Source organism: Sulfuracidifex metallicus DSM 6482 = JCM 9184, from assembly GCA_032834875.1.
In the GTDB taxonomy this organism is placed as follows: domain Archaea; phylum Thermoproteota; class Thermoprotei_A; order Sulfolobales; family Sulfolobaceae; genus Sulfuracidifex; species Sulfuracidifex metallicus.
In genome coordinates this window covers 1,299,679-1,316,553 of record CP135238.1, presented here as the reverse complement: position 1 = coordinate 1,316,553, position 16,875 = coordinate 1,299,679, and the positions used below count along the sequence as shown (strand labels likewise).

The 16,875-nt window shown below is 40.4% G+C and carries 20 protein-coding genes; 4 read left to right on the top strand and 16 right to left on the bottom strand.

The window, feature by feature from the left end:
• Positions 1-59 precede the first annotated feature (59 nt).
• From RQ359_RS07275 to RQ359_RS07250, 6 genes are all read right to left on the bottom strand, one after another.
• Positions 60-371 (bottom strand): hypothetical protein, encoded by a 312-nt coding sequence (locus RQ359_RS07275; protein WP_054839255.1) that lies wholly within the window; start codon positions 369-371, stop codon positions 60-62.
• Between the two features lie 417 nt (positions 372-788).
• On the bottom strand, positions 789-1,718 hold the full coding sequence (locus RQ359_RS07270) for an Ldh family oxidoreductase (protein WP_256202175.1): 930 nt from the start codon (positions 1,716-1,718) through the stop codon (positions 789-791).
• The gene (locus RQ359_RS07265; protein WP_054839256.1) at positions 1,693-2,361 is read right to left on the bottom strand and encodes a glycerophosphodiester phosphodiesterase; all 669 of its coding nucleotides are present in this window, start codon (positions 2,359-2,361) and stop codon (positions 1,693-1,695) included. The genes RQ359_RS07270 and RQ359_RS07265 overlap by 26 nt, the downstream gene beginning before the upstream one ends.
• Before the next feature lie 119 nt (positions 2,362-2,480).
• The gene (locus tag RQ359_RS07260) at positions 2,481-3,764 is read right to left on the bottom strand and encodes a phytoene desaturase family protein (RefSeq protein WP_156017092.1); all 1,284 of its coding nucleotides are present in this window, start codon (positions 3,762-3,764) and stop codon (positions 2,481-2,483) included.
• 253 nt (positions 3,765-4,017) lie between these two features.
• Positions 4,018-4,407: a p24 family protein gene (locus RQ359_RS07255; protein WP_156017095.1), complete on the bottom strand. Its 390-nt coding sequence runs from the start codon at positions 4,405-4,407 to the stop codon at positions 4,018-4,020.
• Between the two features lie 460 nt (positions 4,408-4,867).
• The gene (locus RQ359_RS07250; RefSeq protein WP_054839350.1) at positions 4,868-5,908 is read right to left on the bottom strand and encodes a hypothetical protein; all 1,041 of its coding nucleotides are present in this window, start codon (positions 5,906-5,908) and stop codon (positions 4,868-4,870) included.
• Between the two features lie 351 nt (positions 5,909-6,259).
• Here RQ359_RS07250 and RQ359_RS07245 point away from each other — a divergent pair, with 351 nt between their 5' ends.
• Entirely contained in the window at positions 6,260-7,408 is a 1,149-nt protein-coding gene (locus RQ359_RS07245; RefSeq protein ID WP_156017098.1) for an RNA-guided endonuclease TnpB family protein, read from the top strand.
• Between the two features lie 171 nt (positions 7,409-7,579).
• Here the strand turns inward: RQ359_RS07245 and RQ359_RS07240 are convergent, their stop codons facing one another.
• The 3 genes from RQ359_RS07240 to RQ359_RS07230 all read right to left on the bottom strand — a co-directional run bounded on the left by RQ359_RS07240 (position 7,580) and on the right by RQ359_RS07230 (position 9,878).
• Positions 7,580-8,932, bottom strand: coding sequence for a hypothetical protein (locus RQ359_RS07240; protein ID WP_054838800.1), 1,353 nt, complete (start codon positions 8,930-8,932; stop codon positions 7,580-7,582).
• Positions 8,929-9,462, bottom strand: a complete 534-nt coding sequence (locus tag RQ359_RS07235) for a hypothetical protein (protein ID WP_156017101.1) — start codon at positions 9,460-9,462, stop codon at positions 8,929-8,931. The genes RQ359_RS07240 and RQ359_RS07235 overlap by 4 nt, the downstream gene beginning before the upstream one ends.
• Before the next feature lie 215 nt (positions 9,463-9,677).
• Positions 9,678-9,878: a hypothetical protein gene (locus RQ359_RS07230; protein WP_054838797.1), complete on the bottom strand. Its 201-nt coding sequence runs from the start codon at positions 9,876-9,878 to the stop codon at positions 9,678-9,680.
• 30 nt (positions 9,879-9,908) lie between these two features.
• On the opposite strand from RQ359_RS07230, the gene RQ359_RS07225 reads away from it, so the two are divergent.
• Complete coding sequence (locus tag RQ359_RS07225) at positions 9,909-10,130, top strand: hypothetical protein (RefSeq protein ID WP_156017104.1); 222 nt, start codon at positions 9,909-9,911, stop codon at positions 10,128-10,130.
• Between the two features lie 153 nt (positions 10,131-10,283).
• On the top strand, positions 10,284-10,937 hold the full coding sequence (locus RQ359_RS07220; protein WP_156017980.1) for a metallophosphoesterase family protein: 654 nt from the start codon (positions 10,284-10,286) through the stop codon (positions 10,935-10,937).
• A gap of 272 nt (positions 10,938-11,209) precedes the next feature.
• Here the strand turns inward: RQ359_RS07220 and RQ359_RS07215 are convergent, their stop codons facing one another.
• The 5 genes from RQ359_RS07215 to RQ359_RS07195 form a co-directional block, all read right to left on the bottom strand.
• Complete coding sequence (locus tag RQ359_RS07215; RefSeq protein ID WP_156017106.1) at positions 11,210-11,854, bottom strand: peroxiredoxin; 645 nt, start codon at positions 11,852-11,854, stop codon at positions 11,210-11,212.
• An 80-nt stretch (positions 11,855-11,934) separates the two neighbouring features.
• A complete protein-coding gene (locus tag RQ359_RS07210) occupies positions 11,935-12,915 on the bottom strand; it encodes a DHH family phosphoesterase (RefSeq protein ID WP_156017109.1) in 981 nt (326 codons plus the stop codon).
• Between the two features lie 10 nt (positions 12,916-12,925).
• Positions 12,926-13,522 (bottom strand): cysteine hydrolase family protein, encoded by a 597-nt coding sequence (locus RQ359_RS07205; protein ID WP_156017112.1) that lies wholly within the window; start codon positions 13,520-13,522, stop codon positions 12,926-12,928.
• A gap of 229 nt (positions 13,523-13,751) precedes the next feature.
• Positions 13,752-14,366 carry an endonuclease V gene (locus tag RQ359_RS07200; protein WP_156017115.1) on the bottom strand — a complete coding sequence of 205 codons (615 nt, stop codon included), beginning with the start codon at positions 14,364-14,366 and terminating at the stop codon, positions 13,752-13,754.
• Positions 14,336-14,815: a protein-tyrosine phosphatase family protein gene (locus RQ359_RS07195; RefSeq protein WP_054838796.1), complete on the bottom strand. Its 480-nt coding sequence runs from the start codon at positions 14,813-14,815 to the stop codon at positions 14,336-14,338. The genes RQ359_RS07200 and RQ359_RS07195 overlap by 31 nt, the downstream gene beginning before the upstream one ends.
• Before the next feature lie 74 nt (positions 14,816-14,889).
• On the opposite strand from RQ359_RS07195, the gene RQ359_RS07190 reads away from it, so the two are divergent.
• Positions 14,890-15,636: a KaiC domain-containing protein gene (locus RQ359_RS07190; RefSeq protein ID WP_156017118.1), complete on the top strand. Its 747-nt coding sequence runs from the start codon at positions 14,890-14,892 to the stop codon at positions 15,634-15,636.
• A gap of 82 nt (positions 15,637-15,718) precedes the next feature.
• Here RQ359_RS07190 and RQ359_RS07185 read toward each other — a convergent pair whose 3' ends face one another.
• Together RQ359_RS07185 and RQ359_RS07180 are read right to left on the bottom strand one after the other, a co-directional pair.
• A complete protein-coding gene (locus RQ359_RS07185; protein ID WP_083476992.1) occupies positions 15,719-16,138 on the bottom strand; it encodes a phosphate-starvation-inducible PsiE family protein in 420 nt (139 codons plus the stop codon).
• Positions 16,139-16,239: 101 nt separating this feature from the next.
• Positions 16,240-16,848 (bottom strand): sulfite oxidase-like oxidoreductase, encoded by a 609-nt coding sequence (locus RQ359_RS07180; RefSeq protein WP_156017120.1) that lies wholly within the window; start codon positions 16,846-16,848, stop codon positions 16,240-16,242.
• Positions 16,849-16,875: the final 27 nt, after the last annotated feature.

Sequence of the window (16,875 nt, the reverse complement as noted above, 5' to 3'; positions counted from 1 at the left end):
TTATGCTTATTGCAATATTTAAGCTTTTAAGAAAGAATCTATAGATCTAATACTATTTTTTAATCTGTCATGTATAAACTTTTTATTATCTTGCCTAGTATATTTTTCTCGTCTAGAACCTTAATCTTAGGATACATACCTTTCAACAATGAGAGTAACTCGGTCATTTTCACTTCAATTGGATTAATGTGATCTCCATAATGTCCTTTTTTCTTTATACTGAAAGGAAACACTTGGGCAAATAACAATATGCCATTCAATTTGGCCACTGGATCTATTTCTGCGCTTTCAACAAACTCTTCATCCACTACGGCAATATAGACGGTAGTCTCTTCCTTAATGTTCATTTCCATCCTTAGTTGTTCGCTCATACATATCTCTCACAAACAGACATTTATAAAAATTTCTATTAACTAAGAAAAACATAGTTATGCTAAAGAAATTATCTAAAAGTGAAATGTTAGTGTTACTAGGTTGGTAGCACTGGCTTTCATGGAGAGTAAGAAATGAAATGTCGTTATAAAGATATTGGAAAGAATTTCGACCGCATCGCTTGGTTAGTAAAAGTATAGCAAAGCCAACAAATAGACCATAAAATTTAAATAGTAACTAATTCCAGCTATACCTTTTAGATTAAAGCAAACTTTCAATTAAGCGCGAAAAAAGTAAATCCTTTTTTAGGTATCTATACAATTAACAATTAAACTCCGTTATTACCCTTTTAAGCCTATCTACCGGCGAAGTCTTAAATCTAGAGATCAGATATCAATTAGATTCCGCTTTCAGTTTCAAGCAAGCTTCCTCAATTCCTCCATTAGAAACTCGTCTACCTCAAGTAGGTTTGATTTTATGGCTTCCTTCATAATTTTCTCTCCGTGTTTTCCAGGCATTTCGCCTTCAATGTGAGGTAGCTTCACTTGGTGATAATATTTCACTTCGATTAGTACTTCTCCCTTGTTTGGAGGCTTGGAAGTATTCAGAACGCCTACAACGTTCTCAGCTATTTCTGAACCCGAGATGGAAGACGTGAGCATATCCAAGAAAAGGGAAAGGTAGAATCCCTTCCTTCCTCCCAGGGGGAGAATCCCTCCCATAAGTGCCCTTTCTGGCTGATCTGTTTCCTTACCTTCCTCGTCTACAGCCCAGCCTAAAGGTATCTTCTCGCCCTTCCTTTTAGCCTCCACTATCTTTCCTCTAGATGTAGAGGCTAAGGACATGTCCAACACAAGGTCGGGAGGAATCCCTATGCTGATAGGCGAAGTCGAGAGCACTTTCTTTGTGGTTCCAGGCATCACAACAGAAGGCTCAGCATTACCGAACATTATGGACATTACTCCTATGGAGGCGAGCCTAGAGGTATAATATCCAAGGTAGCCTATGTGGGAAGCATTCCTAACTGAAATTAAGAACACGTCTGAATTTGTCACCCTTTTAATTAAGAGGTCCCACAGAACTATTCCTATGGATCTGTTCCCATCAATGTAAAGGGACGAGTTGGTCTCCCTTTCAACCGAAAAGGATATCTCCCTCCTAATAGTTCCTACATCTAATCCCTTTAGGAGTGGGATCATTCTCTGGACTCCATGGGAAGAATGTCCCTTAAGTTCGGCCTCAAGGAAGTGGTTCACAATGACGTCGGCTCCTTGAACCCCCCTCCTTTTTAGCGAGTCAAGCATGATCCCTTTTAATTCATCAATTTTTACCTTCGACTTTTTCACCCCTCAGCTTAAGCGGAACATTGCTGGTGACGCTGTCTACCCCAAGCCGGGATACCCTCTCCAATTCCTCCCTCGTATCCACGGTCCAAGTACCTACCTTGAAGTTATATTTGTTTTTCATATCATCATCGAAGAGGAGAGTATGGGACGGATGTAACCAGTTTACACGAAGTTCTTCTGCGATTGAAAGGAACCATTTAATTTTCCCAACGAATATCATACCGGTCTCAGCGCTTGAGATCTCCCTTACCCTCTTCAGAGAATCGAAGTCGAAGGATATTATCTGAACCTTTCCTCCCTCAGTTGCATCCAACACCTTTTCCTCAACTCTAGGGTATACCTTGTAGGAGTGTTTCAACTCTACAAGGAAATAAGGTATCTTGAGAGACATGACTTCTTCCAGCGTAGGTATTCTATATCCGTTTAAGTCAATCCTCTTTAATTCCTCCAAAGTCATTGACGAGATTTTAACGTTTACACCCTTCAACCTGAGAAGGTCATCGTCATGAAACACGATTGGTTTCCCGTCCTTAGTCAGATGGACGTCCAGCTCAACTGGAAGGGAATTTAGTTCGGCTTCCTTAAAGGCCTCCATTGTGTTCTCCAAGTGTTTACAGTGAAGGCCTCTGTGGGCTATTATCATGTCATGTAAGAGAAAGCACTGAGGTTAAAAACTGTAGATGCTAGGGTAAAAAGGTGGTTGTCACATACACGCAATTATCCAGCTGGAAAGGAAGGAATTTTTAGCATCACTAAGTCTTTCTACTTTAAGAATCCTCCAAGGTTAAGGTTCATCTCCTTAAGAAGTGTTATTGCAGCGTTATATCCTGGAACTCCCGTGATTTGTCCTCCAGGGTAAGCACCAGAACCCCCAACGTAAAGTCCCTTTAGTGGAGTTAAGTAACCCATGTTAGTAGGTCTTTCAAAAAGGTAAGGACAACGCATTGGAAGGTGATTGAGGTCTCCTGAGGGAAGGTTGTACTCTTCCTCAGCTTTTCTAGCGTTCATTTCTTCAATGTGAAGTGGCTTTACGTTCAAGTATTGAGAGGTAGCTTCAGGATCTCCCATGACCGTAACTACGTGACCTCCCAAGTCGTCGCATAGGGAAGGTAATGTAACTTCCCCTGTAGGTAGAGTGAAAAGCGTGCACACTTCTTCCCTGACGGGAGAGGGTAAGCTTCCCGTTTTTATCTCAGCGGGAAACAGTGTGTATCTTCTCCACCTTGATATTGGAGGTTCATCAACCTTCATTCCGATCATTTTCTTTAAGAGCACAGGACTACCGGTCATGATTATCCTGTGGGATTCCACATCTCCGTTAGTAGTATTGATTCTCTTTATCTCCTCGCCTTCTATTCCAGTAACGTGGGTTGAGAACTTGAAGTGCACTCCAAGTTCTTCTGCTCTCTTCATCAGGACCTTAGCTACTGTCCCTGTTCCTCCCTTTACTATTTTCCAGTCTAAACTGAAGAAGTAAGCCATTACATATGCGGGTTCTGACCCCATAAAAGGATAAAGGAAATAACTGTGGAACTCCTCATCTAAAAATTCCGAGATTACCCTCTTGGAGGGCTCCATGAACATCTCCAGACCCGTATCCTCAAGTTTCTTCTTGAATTCTTCCTTTGTTGGAGGTCTGGTTGTGAAAAGTAAGCCCTCCTTCTTCATGAAATTCTTTAGTTCTAACATCTTGTCTTCAAGCTCTGGGTATTTCCTCTGTCCTATTCTAATGAATTCCTCGTGCCTTTTCTCTTTGTCTTTGAAAAATCTTATCACATGTGTTTCATCTGTGATGAATGTGCCATTTCTATCCCTTTCCACGGTCGGAAACGATACTCCTAAGTAATCTTGTAGCTCTTTGGGAAAGAGCCCCAATACATAAGATGATCTGGGGTACCTTACGTGATTCCAAGTTGACGTGTCAGCCATTCCTCCTTCCCTATCTCTACTCTCTACGACAAGGACCTTAAGCCCGTTCTTTGCTAAGGTAATTGCAGATACTAATCCGTTATGACCAGCTCCGATGATAACCGCATCATATTTCATAACCTAATTTTTGAGCTCAGGGAAAAATAGATGTGTTTAAAAGGGTGCAAAAACCTGAGTGACGTAGTGATAAGGAATTTAGAAATTAAAGAAGTTTTTTATTAGATTTAGAAATTGTTAAGATTACTTGTAGAACGTAAAGTCCTATGTTGTATAGGTATGTTTATCTATTATAATAATAAATATATTATATACATTTATATATATACATGAATAAATAATATCTTTTCTCCTTTATTTTGTCTTTAGAAAATTAGAGGAAACTAATTAAACTTCTTTCTTCAATTATATGGATAGTTACCTCTGCTCCGCTAGTCTGAGGATTCTTTATACATAGCATATAGGTTCCGGTTTCAGGAGCGTTAAAATCATAATAATATGAGGAGGTAACTTCTACGTTATCAATTATCTTTTGCCCCGTGGGTGATGAGAGTGACAGCGACACTTGCCCTCCAGAGGTCATAACTAGAATCTCAGTACCGCTACCTTGAGTATCGTTAAATATTAACTTATGACTTTCGTAAGGATAAAGATGAACGCTAGCTGGAAACGTCTGGCTTAATGGAATGAAGAAGAGTAATATCACGATTATTACTACGATAGATATTAACGCTGAGAGTAGGACTATCTTTAGCTTTGACATAATCTAAAGCAATGTAACATTAAGTAAAAAAATCGTTCATGGCAAGCCTTATGTTTAGCACCTTACGTAGGAAAGCGTCAATTATTACAAAAGCTTAACGCAAATAGAAAGGTGTTATTTACATTTATGTCAAGATAGATGGTATTAGCTAAAGAAATTTTTCCTTTATATTATTTATCATTTATAAAGTTAAATTTAACTAAAATATAATGAGATAAGTAGCTCATATTTGCTACTTTATTTTTTTAAAAAAAAAGACAAAAAAGCTTTTTCTGTGTTGACTTCGTAGAGATGTTTGCCCTTCTAACGTTGGAAATGAGCAGAGGACCTTTTGGAATTAACCGCTTTGTAATGGAGACTCTAAAGAAACGAGGAAAATGACCGTAAATGTAACATTCTTAATAGTAACAAAATAAAGTCCAGTTCAAGATGTTATATCGTTAGCTTCCTTATATTGGCTCTATATCTGAACTATGTCTATGAGGTCTGACACGTCTTTTACTTTTTCGAAAATGTCTTTTAAGATTGGGAAGGAATCTAGGAATGCATAGAAGATGTCTCTAACTGCGTTATCCTTGGTGATTAGCTGAACTCCGATTTGGTAGGCTAGGGCTTGTACCCTCTCTTCAGCGTCGCTGCACACAAGGAACACTTGGTTAGGCAACTCTCTTGTAACTACAACGGCGTTTAGGACGTCCTTCAACTGATCAACACTACACTCTCTATCTTTAGATGAAGTAAAAACCCATACCCTGGCTTTAGCCTTCCCTGCGTTTCTCTCCCCAACAACGTCAATCCTTACCTTTCCCTGTTCAGGAACTTCAACCTCCTTTGACGTGGTGGAAAATCCCATCTTTGTAAGAAGCGTAACTATGGAATCCTCTAACGAAGCAACTTTAGCCTTCGCTCCGCCAGACATTACTTGAAGGAGTTGTGTGGGCACAACGAAGTGGACAACCCTGTCGCTGTTGGTTGAGTGCTCTAGTGTATATTCGGGCTTTATCACTATTACGGGTAATTCACTTATGATTCTCTCCACTAGGTCGTGGTTAATCTCGTAGTCCTCCTTCATGACCTCGAAAGCAGTAGCTAAGTTACCCCTTTCTTTCCTTGAATTTGAAAGGAACTTCAAAGCTTCAGATCCGACGTTGCCGTGAACTAGTATCTTCATGGCTTCGCTATCGCTCACGTTCATGGCAGCCATTTGAACCACATCTCTTATGTCCTGAATACATACAGAGTGGTCTATTCCTTCACATCTAGATTTCTTGAAACATTCCTTTACCTCGCTCATGAATGTGTCAAAGGATTCCCTCTCAGAGCTTGTCATTTTTCTCCTTATTGAGGACAATAGCATTTCTATCTCATTTATGGATAGGTCAGCACAACCCCACGTTCTATATTCCAAGATGGAGAGAAGAATTAATAAGGTTGATAAACCGGCTTTGTCTCCCATAAATTTGCTGAACTTAGACGTTAAACAGTCCTTAAGATCCTCCATGAGTTTAAAAGTCTACTTTCTTGCCAATAAGGTTTTCATCATTACACACATATTGGTTAATATACAATAAACTCCTTTTTATAAGAAACATGTGAAAAATATGGACGTGGAAGAGAGGAGCGAAGCTCCAGTTCTATTCTTGTCTAAGTGTTGTGATCTCCTAACGTAGCATTTTCTCCTTCTTTTTCTTTTCACTATATTAGCCATGATAATGATAGCAATTTTATTATAAAGAGTAACTGGGAGTATCTTACAGAGAAGGGGGTTAAGGGGGCGGAAAGCCTCGCCTCTCTGAGGCGGGGACGGATAGCCCACTTATATTTAAATAATTCTTCTTCTTAAATTCCATTAATGGCTAGGAGGGGTAGTAAAGCGATCAGAGCTACTATTTCTACGAAGATCGCAGTCTCAGACTCCCTCCTAGCCCTCGTTAATAACTACGTTAAAGCACTCCGTTTTTCGTTGTTTTGGTTAAAGGAAAATGTGAAAAACCCAAATGAGAAGGGAGTGCTTTCGAAAGTTCATGAGGCGTTATACACGAGGTTAAAGGAGGAGTATAATCTACCGTCGAAGGTTGCTCAAGACTGTTATCGTGATACCCTCTCAATATACAAGGGATGGTATAATAATCCTAAAAAGGGACGTTTCCCAAGAGTGTACAAACCCACTGTTTGGCTAACTCCTAAAGCGAGTTATAGCGTGAACTTCGAGAGAATGACTGTTAGGATAACCAGTGTTGGTGAGCTTCCAATTCTGGGTTATCCTAGAAACCTCAAGGACTACATGAGTTGGAAAATGAAGGAGGCTAGGTTGGTGATCAGAGACGATAAGGCTTTCCTTAGGGTCGTTTTTGAGAAAGAGGAAGAGAAGGTTGAGCCAAAGGAAAGTATTGCCGTAGACATTAACATGGCTGAAGTAGTCGTAGGGAAGGACGACAGAAACTACGTTAGGATCCCAACTCGTCTCGAAGAGGTTCACCACTGGAAATCATTAGCTGAAAGACTACAAAGGAAGTACCCTAGAAGGTGGAGGGAAAATAAGGGGATCCTAAACAGGATTCATTCCTTCCACCTAAAGGCTAAGAGGGTCATGGAGGATTTCGCTAGAAAAGTGGGGAAGTGGGTTGTTGAAGTAACAAGAATGATGGGTTCCAACATCATTAAGTTGGAGAACCTCAGGAACCTCCTCAAGAATGTTAACAAACTACCTAAGGAGTTTCACGATAAGCTGTATCTGATGCAGTATCGCCGTTTACAGTATTGGATTTCTTGGCAGGCTAAGAAACACGGAATGCTTGTTGAGTTTGTTAATCCCAGTTATTCATCAGTCTCATGCCCAAAATGCGGTCAAAGGATGGTTGAGGTTTCCCATCGTTGGTTTAAGTGCTCATGTGGTTACGAGAACGATAGGGACGTTATTGCAATCATGAATTTAAATGGGAGGGGTTCTCTGAGCCTCTCGACTGCCCCTCAAATGAGAGATGTAAGAGCGAATCGATGAGGGGAACCCTCGCCCTTTAGGGCGGGGAGGAAGTCAGATATAAGTTAGTCTAAACGTGTAAGGAATTCTAAATATATATCTTCTATTTTCTTTCCTCTCTTTCCCTCTTCTTTTTGTAGGTGTATATAGATATCTTTGCTTTTTTATAAATAGAATGTATTAACATTTATTTCAAGTTTCATTTGATGCCTCGTTTGCGGAAGTCTTTCCAATCAAGTTGCTCTCCCTCAGGCGTTCCTTCAGTTTCTCTGCAAGTATGTCTACGTCACCGTCTACGATCCTTAGTACCTCTATTGTGCTCATTGTTACGAAGTTAGTACCGTTAACGTTCGCGTTAGTGATTACTAGTTTCCCTAGTACCTTGTAATCTTTTTTATCATGTTCCACAGTATTTACAGTGAGGATACTTTCTACGTCAGCTTTGTCAGGTAGCTCCCCATCCTTAGAAAGTTTTACCGTCCCTATGTAAGCACCGTCTTCGGTTAGGAAGAATAATGAAGCCAATACCGACTTACCGTTAGAGTCAACTACCCGCTTTCCTCTGGGGTGAATGTACTTTATGGAAAATTCTTGAGATAAGAGGGAAAGTGCCTCCCTTACTCTCTTTTCCATCTCCCTAGTTTCCTCCTCAGGATTCTTCAAAGCCATTGATTTCTCCACGTAATTCTTCATGCATTCTATTGATTCACCGCATTCCCTTTCAGCTTTTTCCGATTCAGACCTTAGGAACTGTAATATGGAACTTATAGAGGGAAGCTCCTTACCTTTCCAAAGTAAGTTGATCATGGGCAACAATAAGTCTCCTAACTCACCGCAGTAGGTCTCAACTATCTCCTTTACGTCTTCCTCAGTCACCCCGTCATCTAGGGAGATCCTACTTTCCTCTATCCTTCTACGTAAAGCTAAGTCGCTTATCCTACTGAACGAATCCGTTGGAATTGCCATTATGACAGGAACTCCCAAACCCGCGTTTATCACACGGTGAATGACTGGCAAGTGAGTTTCCCTTACCTCGTCTATTAATAATCCTACCTTGTTGATTTCCTTTAAGTCCTTAATTAAAGAAATCATTCCATCGTAGTTCTTAGGATACTGCATGCAGAATAGTCTCATATCAACGTCGTCAACTTTACCGCACATTCTTTCCACATGATCCCAGAACTTGACTCCGAAGAGCTTCTTCCAGAAGGTGTAACCCAATTCCTTCTTTCTTCCCTCCAATCTGATTAGCGAGTCTTTCCTTATTTCGGTCTCGTTAATCTTGGTCCAAAACTCCGATGACAAATCATCCTTATTTGCCATGTCAAGGAAGATCGGTTTTATCCATTCCTTTGAGCTTTCTTCTAACTTCTTTAGAATCGTGGTTTTCCCCATTCCGGGCTGTCCTACGATCGAGGCTACTTGCCCCTCCTTCATGAGGGATAGTCCTCTCTCGTAGTACTTTCTGTAGGTGGGTCCTGCTAGGACTACGTTCTTTACACTCCACGTTGTAACGGTTACTTTTGGTATTTTACATAAGGTCATCTTTTATCACCCTTTCTCCTCTTTATTATTCCGAATAGAACTCCCTTCCTAACGTAGCCGTCGTCTCCGCCAGCAATCATCTCGTAGTTTTCCTCTACATGTTTTCTGAACTTGCTATAGAACTCTTCTTTACCCATTCCAAGTTCTACCCTAATCCTCTCAAGCGATGCATAACCTAATGAATCGCTTATTCTACTATACGCATCATCGAAAGCAGTAGTGTCTACCCGAGCCTTCCAAGACTCTTTTAACGCTTTCACTTCGTTCTTAAGAGTTCTAACTTCCTCCATCAAGGTCTTTAAAACGTCGTTGTCATTGGTTGCTTCAAAGCTCTCAGCTGGAGAAAATGACTTTCCAGACCCTGAAGACTTCTCTATGACCTTGTTTTCCATCTTGAGTTCAGCAATTGCCTTTAGCAACTCCGAGCCATCCTTAACTCCTAGTCTCTTCTTCAGTCTCGAGAAGGACACTGGCTTCCCTTCTTCGTGGTAAGTATCCTTAATCAGTTGAAGAACAGTATCTTTGTCCATCTAGATCGTTTATTCTGCTTCAGTGGTTAGGTTCAAAAGGATTTGCACTTCTCGTGCAAATGTAGCTCCTCTAGAGTAATAAGCCTTATAAAGAAAATTCTCATTCACCTACGTATCAGCTAAGGGTTAGAGTATCTAGATTAAATTAAATATGTTTTTAGCTCATTTAGCCTTATTCTTAATATTTCCATTTATTTTAGATGTCCTTTTCTTTCTTAACTTTCCTGGTTTTCCTCAAGTCTTTCTAAAATTTCTTGAATTCTCTCTACAACTCCCTTCATGTTCTGTTGGGAAGCCTCCTGAAGAAGTTCGTTCAATCTATCCTTAATTTCGCTGCAGTCGTTCTCTTCCTTTAAGCATTCATTCACTCTTTCTGAAATTACGTTTAATTCTCTTCTAATTTCAGTCTCGTTCATGGGTTACTCTTTGAATCGGGTTAAATATTATTGACTTATCTTAACTGGGTCAATGGAGCGGAAGACCCTCACCGTAAGGTGGTGGATGGACAGCCACTCATTTATGTACTTCTTTTTCCCTCAAATATTCTATTTATGATAGTCACTGACTTGATAAGCATCAACGAGACGCCTTGGTTAAAGCGAGAGTCTACGTGTTACGTCTCTGCCCCATCCAATAGTCCCATATGGGACACAGTAGGATCACATTAGTGGTCGGGATTGGAACGACAGTGCCTGCGGAGTTACGCCCTCTGCCTCTGTAAGGCTAGGAAGTAGTAAGCCTTGTCCGTAAGGGAGGGGTAGTTTCCAGTCCATTGAGTTAGTAAGGAAAGTTAAAAACCCTAAAAAGAATAGTTGGTATTGTTGAAGCTAATAGCATCTTCAGATATACATTCTCCGAAATGGACTGGCAAGTTTCTAAATTCTCTAAATAAAGTAAGAGATTTCGACTTGTTAGTATTGGCTGGAGACTTGGCAGACAGAGGTGGCTACAAGCATCTATATCCTATTTTTAATCAAGTAAAAGAGAAAAAGTGTGTAGCAGTCTTCGGAAATGAAGACTTTCAGCAGTATAGAGAGAGTTACAAGAAGGAATATCCTGGAATAACGTGGTTAGACGATTCGTCAATTTTGATGGATTTTGACTCTAGGCGCGTTCTCATAGTGGGAAGTGATGGAGTGTTGCAACGACCTACAAGGTTTCAACAGTTGATGGGAATTGATTCAGCTTACTATAAGAAGAAGTTGGAAAGAATTGAGGAGCTACTCTGTCAAGAAGCTGACGTAAAGATACTTGTAACGCATTACGCTTCCTCTATGGAGACTGTTTTCGGAGAGCGAGAATCAGTTTACCCGTTTTTAGGCTATCCTATTGTTGAAAAGGTAAAATGTCCTCCAGATATTGCAATACATGGACATGCACACTACTCCAAGAGGACGTTTTACTCCAACGGTAGGACAAAAATTTATAATGTAGCTTTTCCAGCAAACGGGAACGTAGTAACAATAGGCATCTGAATTAGTCTTTCCTCTACCATGACTTTTAATTTCGATCTGACTCTATCTGCGGCACAAAGAAAAGGTATTGAAGGTTAATACCTTGAGATCGTTCTTATAACAGGGGAATCAATTACGGGAAATATCATCACGATTAGAAATGATAGGAAATGAGAAGGGAAAAGGTAATAATATAATGTCACATGAAAATAATATTCATGTTGAAATATAAAAGGAAAGGTAGTAAAAGAAATAAAGAAAAAAATGCATATATCTCTGTTAATATGATGGCTTTACACTTTCTGATCCTGAGGAAGCTCGTTATAATCCTTGAATAACAAGTACCATGACTTTGCCTTTGGCATCTTCATTCTCATTGTAGCTTCATCGAAAACGTTTGGCGGTGGGACTATTACGTCCTGACCTGGCTCCCAGTTTGCAGGTAGCACAACCTTAGCCTTGTAGTTAACTATCATTGCCTTTGTTATTCTCAACAGCTCAGATATCTTCCTTCCAGCTTCCAGAGGATAGTAGGCTATAAACCTTATTACGCCGTCTGGACTGACGAGGAAAACTCCCCTTATTGTCTGTCCCGATGCTTCATCGACTATATCTAGCAACCTAGCGAATTTCTTGTCCGGGTCAGCAATTACAGGGAATGGAACCTTGATTCCGTACTTCTCTTGTATGTCCTTCAGCCACTCTATGTGTGAATATACACTATCTACGCTAAGACCTACTAGCTGAACGCCCAAGTTGGCGAAGTCGTTATATGCCTTGGAGAACTCAACGAATTCCGTGGTGCAGACTGGAGTGAAGTCAGCCGGGTGGGCGAATAGGAATAGCCACTTTCCTTTGCCGAATATATCCTTGTAAAAGTCAATTACACCTTGGGTTGTGAGAACTTGAGTTTCAGGGAACTTCTGATACAGTTTCATTTCGTATTCACTACAACTTGCTAGCTACTTTACGATTTAAAGGTTTCTTTAAATTAAGGGATAAAAAGCGTTTTTATTCTTCACTGCGACATTGCTCTATTCTCTTTGTATTCCTGGAATCCAGCCTTTTTCACCGCTTGTTCAACTCTTGTAGTTACCCAATTCATCATGAATTTCCTTATTCCTATCCTCCTGAAGAATCTGTGTAAAGCTGGAACCCTAAGTGCTGCGCCTGCAGCCAACGGATGGCCTCCTCCACCGAACTCCAGAGCGAACCTTCTAATTTCATACGTGGAACTCCTGAACGAGATTGACTTTCCGTTGGCTGAAACGAAGACCACTGCCCCAGTCCTTGACATAATATATTGAGAGGCATAACTTATATCGGGAGGGCCTCTCCACCTAATGGCTATCGCTACCTTTTTCCCGTCTATATCTATAACTTTAAAGTACTTCTCGAGCTTCTTGTAGCCTTTAAGTTCCTCGTCAATCTTGTCTTCCAAGATTTTCTGGAATTCATCGTTCCAGAGCTCTCCCTTGAAGAAAGTCTCAACTAAATGGAGTTTCCACGAGTAGTCAGGGGAATTCTCAACTACTCTCCTTAATTTTTCGCCCATGGGATCGTTGTGAAGCCATATATCAACTGAACAGTCAGCTGAAGCTAATTTTGAGGAGAACTCATCCTGCGGATTCTTTACTTTATGGACTACCCCAGCTCCGCAGGTTGAAGTATCATGATATAAATGAACTCCAGCCTGCGTTACTTTATCCTTCCATTCCTGTTTCCACACATGATGATCGAACCACTCCACCTCAACGCCCTGAGATACTATCCAACTCAATCTTTCCGTTACTTGGTCTATTGTGGATCCGTTAGCTCCAAGATCTGCGAGGACTATTTTCTTTACTCCCCTAAGCTCTAGCTTATTCAAGAAATTATGCAGTCGCGTCGGCTCCGTAAAAAAAGTGTTTTTAGGTAAATAACCGACGGCCCTAGCGTAGACTGCAGCTGAAGCTGTCCCATCAAAGTCGTTATGTACTATCGCATAGTAATCTTCCATTGCTTTCGTATTAATGTTGTAGATTTACCCCTTTATATGTAGTTATTATACCTTTGTAAAGGAATTCCACTTGTCGTAAAGTTGAGTAATAGTCGAACTGATCTAATGCTGATATTCCTTCCTTCGGTACTATTACATTATACCATCTCAGTGCTGCACTTCCTGCAGTGTGAAGTACACATATGTTAGCAACAGTTCCTACGACTACCAAGTTTTTCACGTTCTTAACTCTCAGCACGTAGTCAAGGGATGTGCCGAAGAAGGCGTCGTATCTGTACTTCTTGATTAAGAAATCATCTTTCTCTGGGGTCAGATTTGGATATATTTCAGCACCCCATGTCCCAGCCAAGGCATGCTCTCCCCATATCTTGAACTCAGGATCGTCCTTCATGTGCCAATCTTGAGTATATATAACCAGTGAACCTGCATCCCTGAATTTCTTTATAAGTTCCTGAATTGGCTTAATGGTAGATTCTGCGCTAGGTACGTAAAGCTTTCCCTTTTTGTCCACGAAGTCGTTTTGCATGTCAACAACTAACAACGCGGTTGAGGAAGGAGGTAAATAGACCTCGTCGCTTTCATGAATCTCTGGAACCCTAATTTCCATAATTTTTATTCATGTAAAAGGAATATATAAAAAACGTGGTGGCTTTCTAGGAAGTTTCTTTTCACAAGAGTTAAAATTTCTTTTCTCTATTTTAATAGATAAAAATATATAACTCGTACTTTGGTAAAAGATCTCCTTTCTTTTTCCCGTAAACGTTCTTTACAAAGGTTTGGAGATTTGGTGATGCAAGCCTCACTTTTTCAGGGCGGAGAGGAAATAAAGGGAAACCTCATTCCTTTGAGCTTTCGTTCTCTCCCTTTTTGTATTTCTTAGTTAACCTATCAGTTTCCTTAAGTATCCCTGGATATCCCATTTTGGATACATAAACGCAGTCCTCTAGATCTACTTTGTTTCCAATGCTGTAGTAATATTTCCCCGACTTAACTCCCTCTTTTTTTCCGTTAACTACAACGTAATTTACCCCTCCGTCTTGTAGGATCTCCCCAGTTAACCTTGACTTAGCTATTCCTATAGTAGGTAGATTTAGTAAAACTCCTAGAACTACCGCAATCCCACTTCTCCTTGGATGTGCTGTCCCATGCCCGTCAACCAAGAGGAGGTCACATTGAAATCCCTCCAATGCCTTCAACATGATTGGCGCTTCTCTCATGAATAGATATCCTGAAATATAAGGGAAGTCCACAGCTCCTGAAAATACCTTATGCTGGACTACCTCTTGGAATGATCCTCTGGATGCCACCGCGAATCCGGTTTTGCCGTTGTAAGCCACGTCAACAGCACATACTTCCTTAACGTTTTCTATTTTCAGGTGTTCCTCCTTTATCATTGAAGAGAAAACACTCTGTAAATACCTTAAGAAGAGTAGAGTATGCTCTTCAACCATTCTCTCTTCTCCTCAACCTCCTTTACAAATAACATCTGTTGATAACTCTGAACCGCACCCTCTCTAACTTTCCTTACGTTTGCTATGGATTCCTCCCATGATAGTCCCTCCAAGGTTAGGATTGAGCTAAGGACAGTGCCAGTTCTTCCTATTCCCCACACACAATGTACAAGCAAAGGGGAGTTGTTGCTCTTAATCCATTTCAGGATCTCTACGAACTGTTCCATTGTAGGTGGCATATTGTCTTCAACGGGCACATGGATGAACTCCAGCTTATATTTCCTAAGCATCGAGAAGTAATAATTAACGTCCCCCCAAGCATCCTCAATTTCCCAGTCTTGCGGCAAAACTATTACCCTCCTGACTCCGCTCATTACCCATTCCTGAATTTCACCCTCCATATAAGGTATGCAAGATCCTGCAAGTCGATTTTTCTTCACCCAATACATTCATCATTCACCTCAGGAGATCCGCTGTTCGTCATAACTCAGCTTATTACCCTTGTATTACATAGTTAAATATTATGACGATTGGTAATATAGAAAGGTTATCAACCGGTGTCCCTGGTTTCGACAGACTCTTGGAGGGAGGAATACCACAAGGCTTCATGGTGGCTCTAACGGGAGAGCCAGGTACTGGGAAGACAATATTTTCTTTGCACTTCATCGCTGAAGGATTAAAGAAGGGAGAGCCGTGCGTTTATGTAACCACGGAGGAAAGCAGGGACTCTATAATAAGACAAGCAGGTCAATTCGGATGGGATTTTTCTTCTCTACTGGAGAAAAAGCTGATCATCATTGACGCGTTGATGAAGGAGAAGGAGGATCAATGGTCTCTGGTTAACGTCACACCGGAAGAGGTAGTTCAGAAGATAATCGATGCTAAGAAGGTATTGGGTTACGGGAAAGGAAGGTTGGTTATTGATAGCGTCAGCACTCTTTTCTTGGATAAGCCCGCCATGGCTAGAAAAATTAGCTATTATCTAAAGAGATCTTTAGATAAATGGAAATTTACCACTTACGTTACGTCTCAATACGCCGTCACCACATCTCAAGCTTTCGGCTTTGGTGTAGAACACGTTGCAGATGGAATAATCAGGTTTAGGAGGGTAGTGAAAAACGGCAGACTGAGGAAATTTATCTTAATAGAAAAAATGAGACAGACCGACCACGACAAGCACGTATGGGAAGTGGACGTTGAGAAAGGTAAAGGTTTCGTTATACTAGGGAAGATAGATGAAAAGGCAGAGGACTTTAGACTTATGAAATGATTCTTAACACTTCATAAAACGAAAATAAAATAAAAAACAGAAGTTATATTTTATTAATAGAAGTTTTTAATTAAATTCTCTTTTAGATACCTTTCTCAGCTCTGCTGGTCAGGAATCTAGAGAAAGAAAGTATAGCTACGATTCCAGCTAGGACTAGCAAGGTCGTATTTGAGTCCACGCCGTTAAATACGTCTATTATTATTTCCCTTACTATAAAGGATATTGAAGCATCTATAACGTAGCTTGCCGTTCTTCCCTTACCAGATAAGTAATCCTCAACAGCCAAATAAATTTCAAGAAGCACTATGATCAGGAGAGCATTTTCAATTGCAGTAGTGACTAGAGCTACTGGTCCGCTAATTATCAGCGAGCTTACAGTGAGGAAAATTGTTATTCCTATTTGGGTAATTATACCCACTATAAGTATTGCCCTAACAACTATTCCTATTATTCTAAAAAGAATTTTATCATCAAATTTTAGCTTGGGGAAGCTTACTTTCAATAATTAAACAAGCATATGTGTGGATAAAAATCTGCCTCACATGAGTATTTTTAAATAGAGAATGTAAGACCTCTTTTCAACGTTGAATCCAATTACGAAACTCAAAGAACTGGTCTTTTCCTACTATGCTTTCCTGACATCCCCTTGAATCTTTCCTCCTCCCATACGTCTCCTCTTTCGTGATATCCTCTTTCCTCCCAATATCCATCAATGTATTTGTCTATAAACTCAATCTCCGTGAGCCACTTTGCACTCTTCCACCCGTAAAGGTGAGGTATTATTGGCCTTGCAGGGAATCCGTTCTTTTCAGGTATTGGTTTTCCGTTTATCTTAACTGCTATCATGGACTGGGGATCGTTCCTTACGTCGTCAAGCGGAATTATCGTAGTGTAACCATCCATGCTGTAGAAATTAATCCACTTGGCATTTTCCTTGACTTTAGCCTTCTCTATAATTAAGCTGAACGGTATACCTTCCCATTCCACGTCTAGAACGCTCCATCCCGTTACACAGTGGAAATCAGTTCTTATCTTTTCATGAGGTAATTCATTCATGAGTTGATCATATGTAAATTCTAAAGGTTGCTCAACTAACCCAGTTACTTTCATCCTATACTGCTGAATATCCACATGGGGTATGCCGAACTCAGCGTATATTATGAAGTTTTTAACTACGTGCTGATTTGGTGGTATTTTAGTCTGCTTTTCCATAACTTAATTTATATTAACTGGGTTAAA

Bases quoted from the DNA above. Each gene is read 5' to 3' on its own strand.
- RQ359_RS07275 (WP_054839255.1), bottom strand. From the start codon at position 371: ATGAGCGAACAACTAAGGATGGAAATGAACATTAAGGAAGAGACTACC.
- RQ359_RS07265 (WP_054839256.1), bottom strand. From the start codon at position 2,361: ATGATAATAGCCCACAGAGGCCTTCACTGTAAACACTTGGAGAACACA.
- RQ359_RS07260 (WP_156017092.1), bottom strand. From the start codon at position 3,764: ATGAAATATGATGCGGTTATCATCGGAGCTGGTCATAACGGATTAGTA.
- RQ359_RS07255 (WP_156017095.1), bottom strand. From the start codon at position 4,407: ATGTCAAAGCTAAAGATAGTCCTACTCTCAGCGTTAATATCTATCGTA.
- RQ359_RS07250 (WP_054839350.1), bottom strand. From the start codon at position 5,908: ATGGAGGATCTTAAGGACTGTTTAACGTCTAAGTTCAGCAAATTTATG.
- RQ359_RS07245 (WP_156017098.1), top strand. From the start codon at position 6,260: ATGGCTAGGAGGGGTAGTAAAGCGATCAGAGCTACTATTTCTACGAAG.
- RQ359_RS07240 (WP_054838800.1), bottom strand. From the start codon at position 8,932: ATGACCTTATGTAAAATACCAAAAGTAACCGTTACAACGTGGAGTGTA.
- RQ359_RS07235 (WP_156017101.1), bottom strand. From the start codon at position 9,462: ATGGACAAAGATACTGTTCTTCAACTGATTAAGGATACTTACCACGAA.
- RQ359_RS07230 (WP_054838797.1), bottom strand. From the start codon at position 9,878: ATGAACGAGACTGAAATTAGAAGAGAATTAAACGTAATTTCAGAAAGA.
- RQ359_RS07215 (WP_156017106.1), bottom strand. From the start codon at position 11,854: ATGAAACTGTATCAGAAGTTCCCTGAAACTCAAGTTCTCACAACCCAA.
- RQ359_RS07210 (WP_156017109.1), bottom strand. From the start codon at position 12,915: ATGGAAGATTACTATGCGATAGTACATAACGACTTTGATGGGACAGCT.
- RQ359_RS07205 (WP_156017112.1), bottom strand. From the start codon at position 13,522: ATGGAAATTAGGGTTCCAGAGATTCATGAAAGCGACGAGGTCTATTTA.
- RQ359_RS07200 (WP_156017115.1), bottom strand. From the start codon at position 14,366: ATGGTTGAAGAGCATACTCTACTCTTCTTAAGGTATTTACAGAGTGTT.
- RQ359_RS07195 (WP_054838796.1), bottom strand. From the start codon at position 14,815: ATGTATTGGGTGAAGAAAAATCGACTTGCAGGATCTTGCATACCTTAT.
- RQ359_RS07190 (WP_156017118.1), top strand. From the start codon at position 14,890: ATGACGATTGGTAATATAGAAAGGTTATCAACCGGTGTCCCTGGTTTC.
- RQ359_RS07180 (WP_156017120.1), bottom strand. From the start codon at position 16,848: ATGGAAAAGCAGACTAAAATACCACCAAATCAGCACGTAGTTAAAAAC.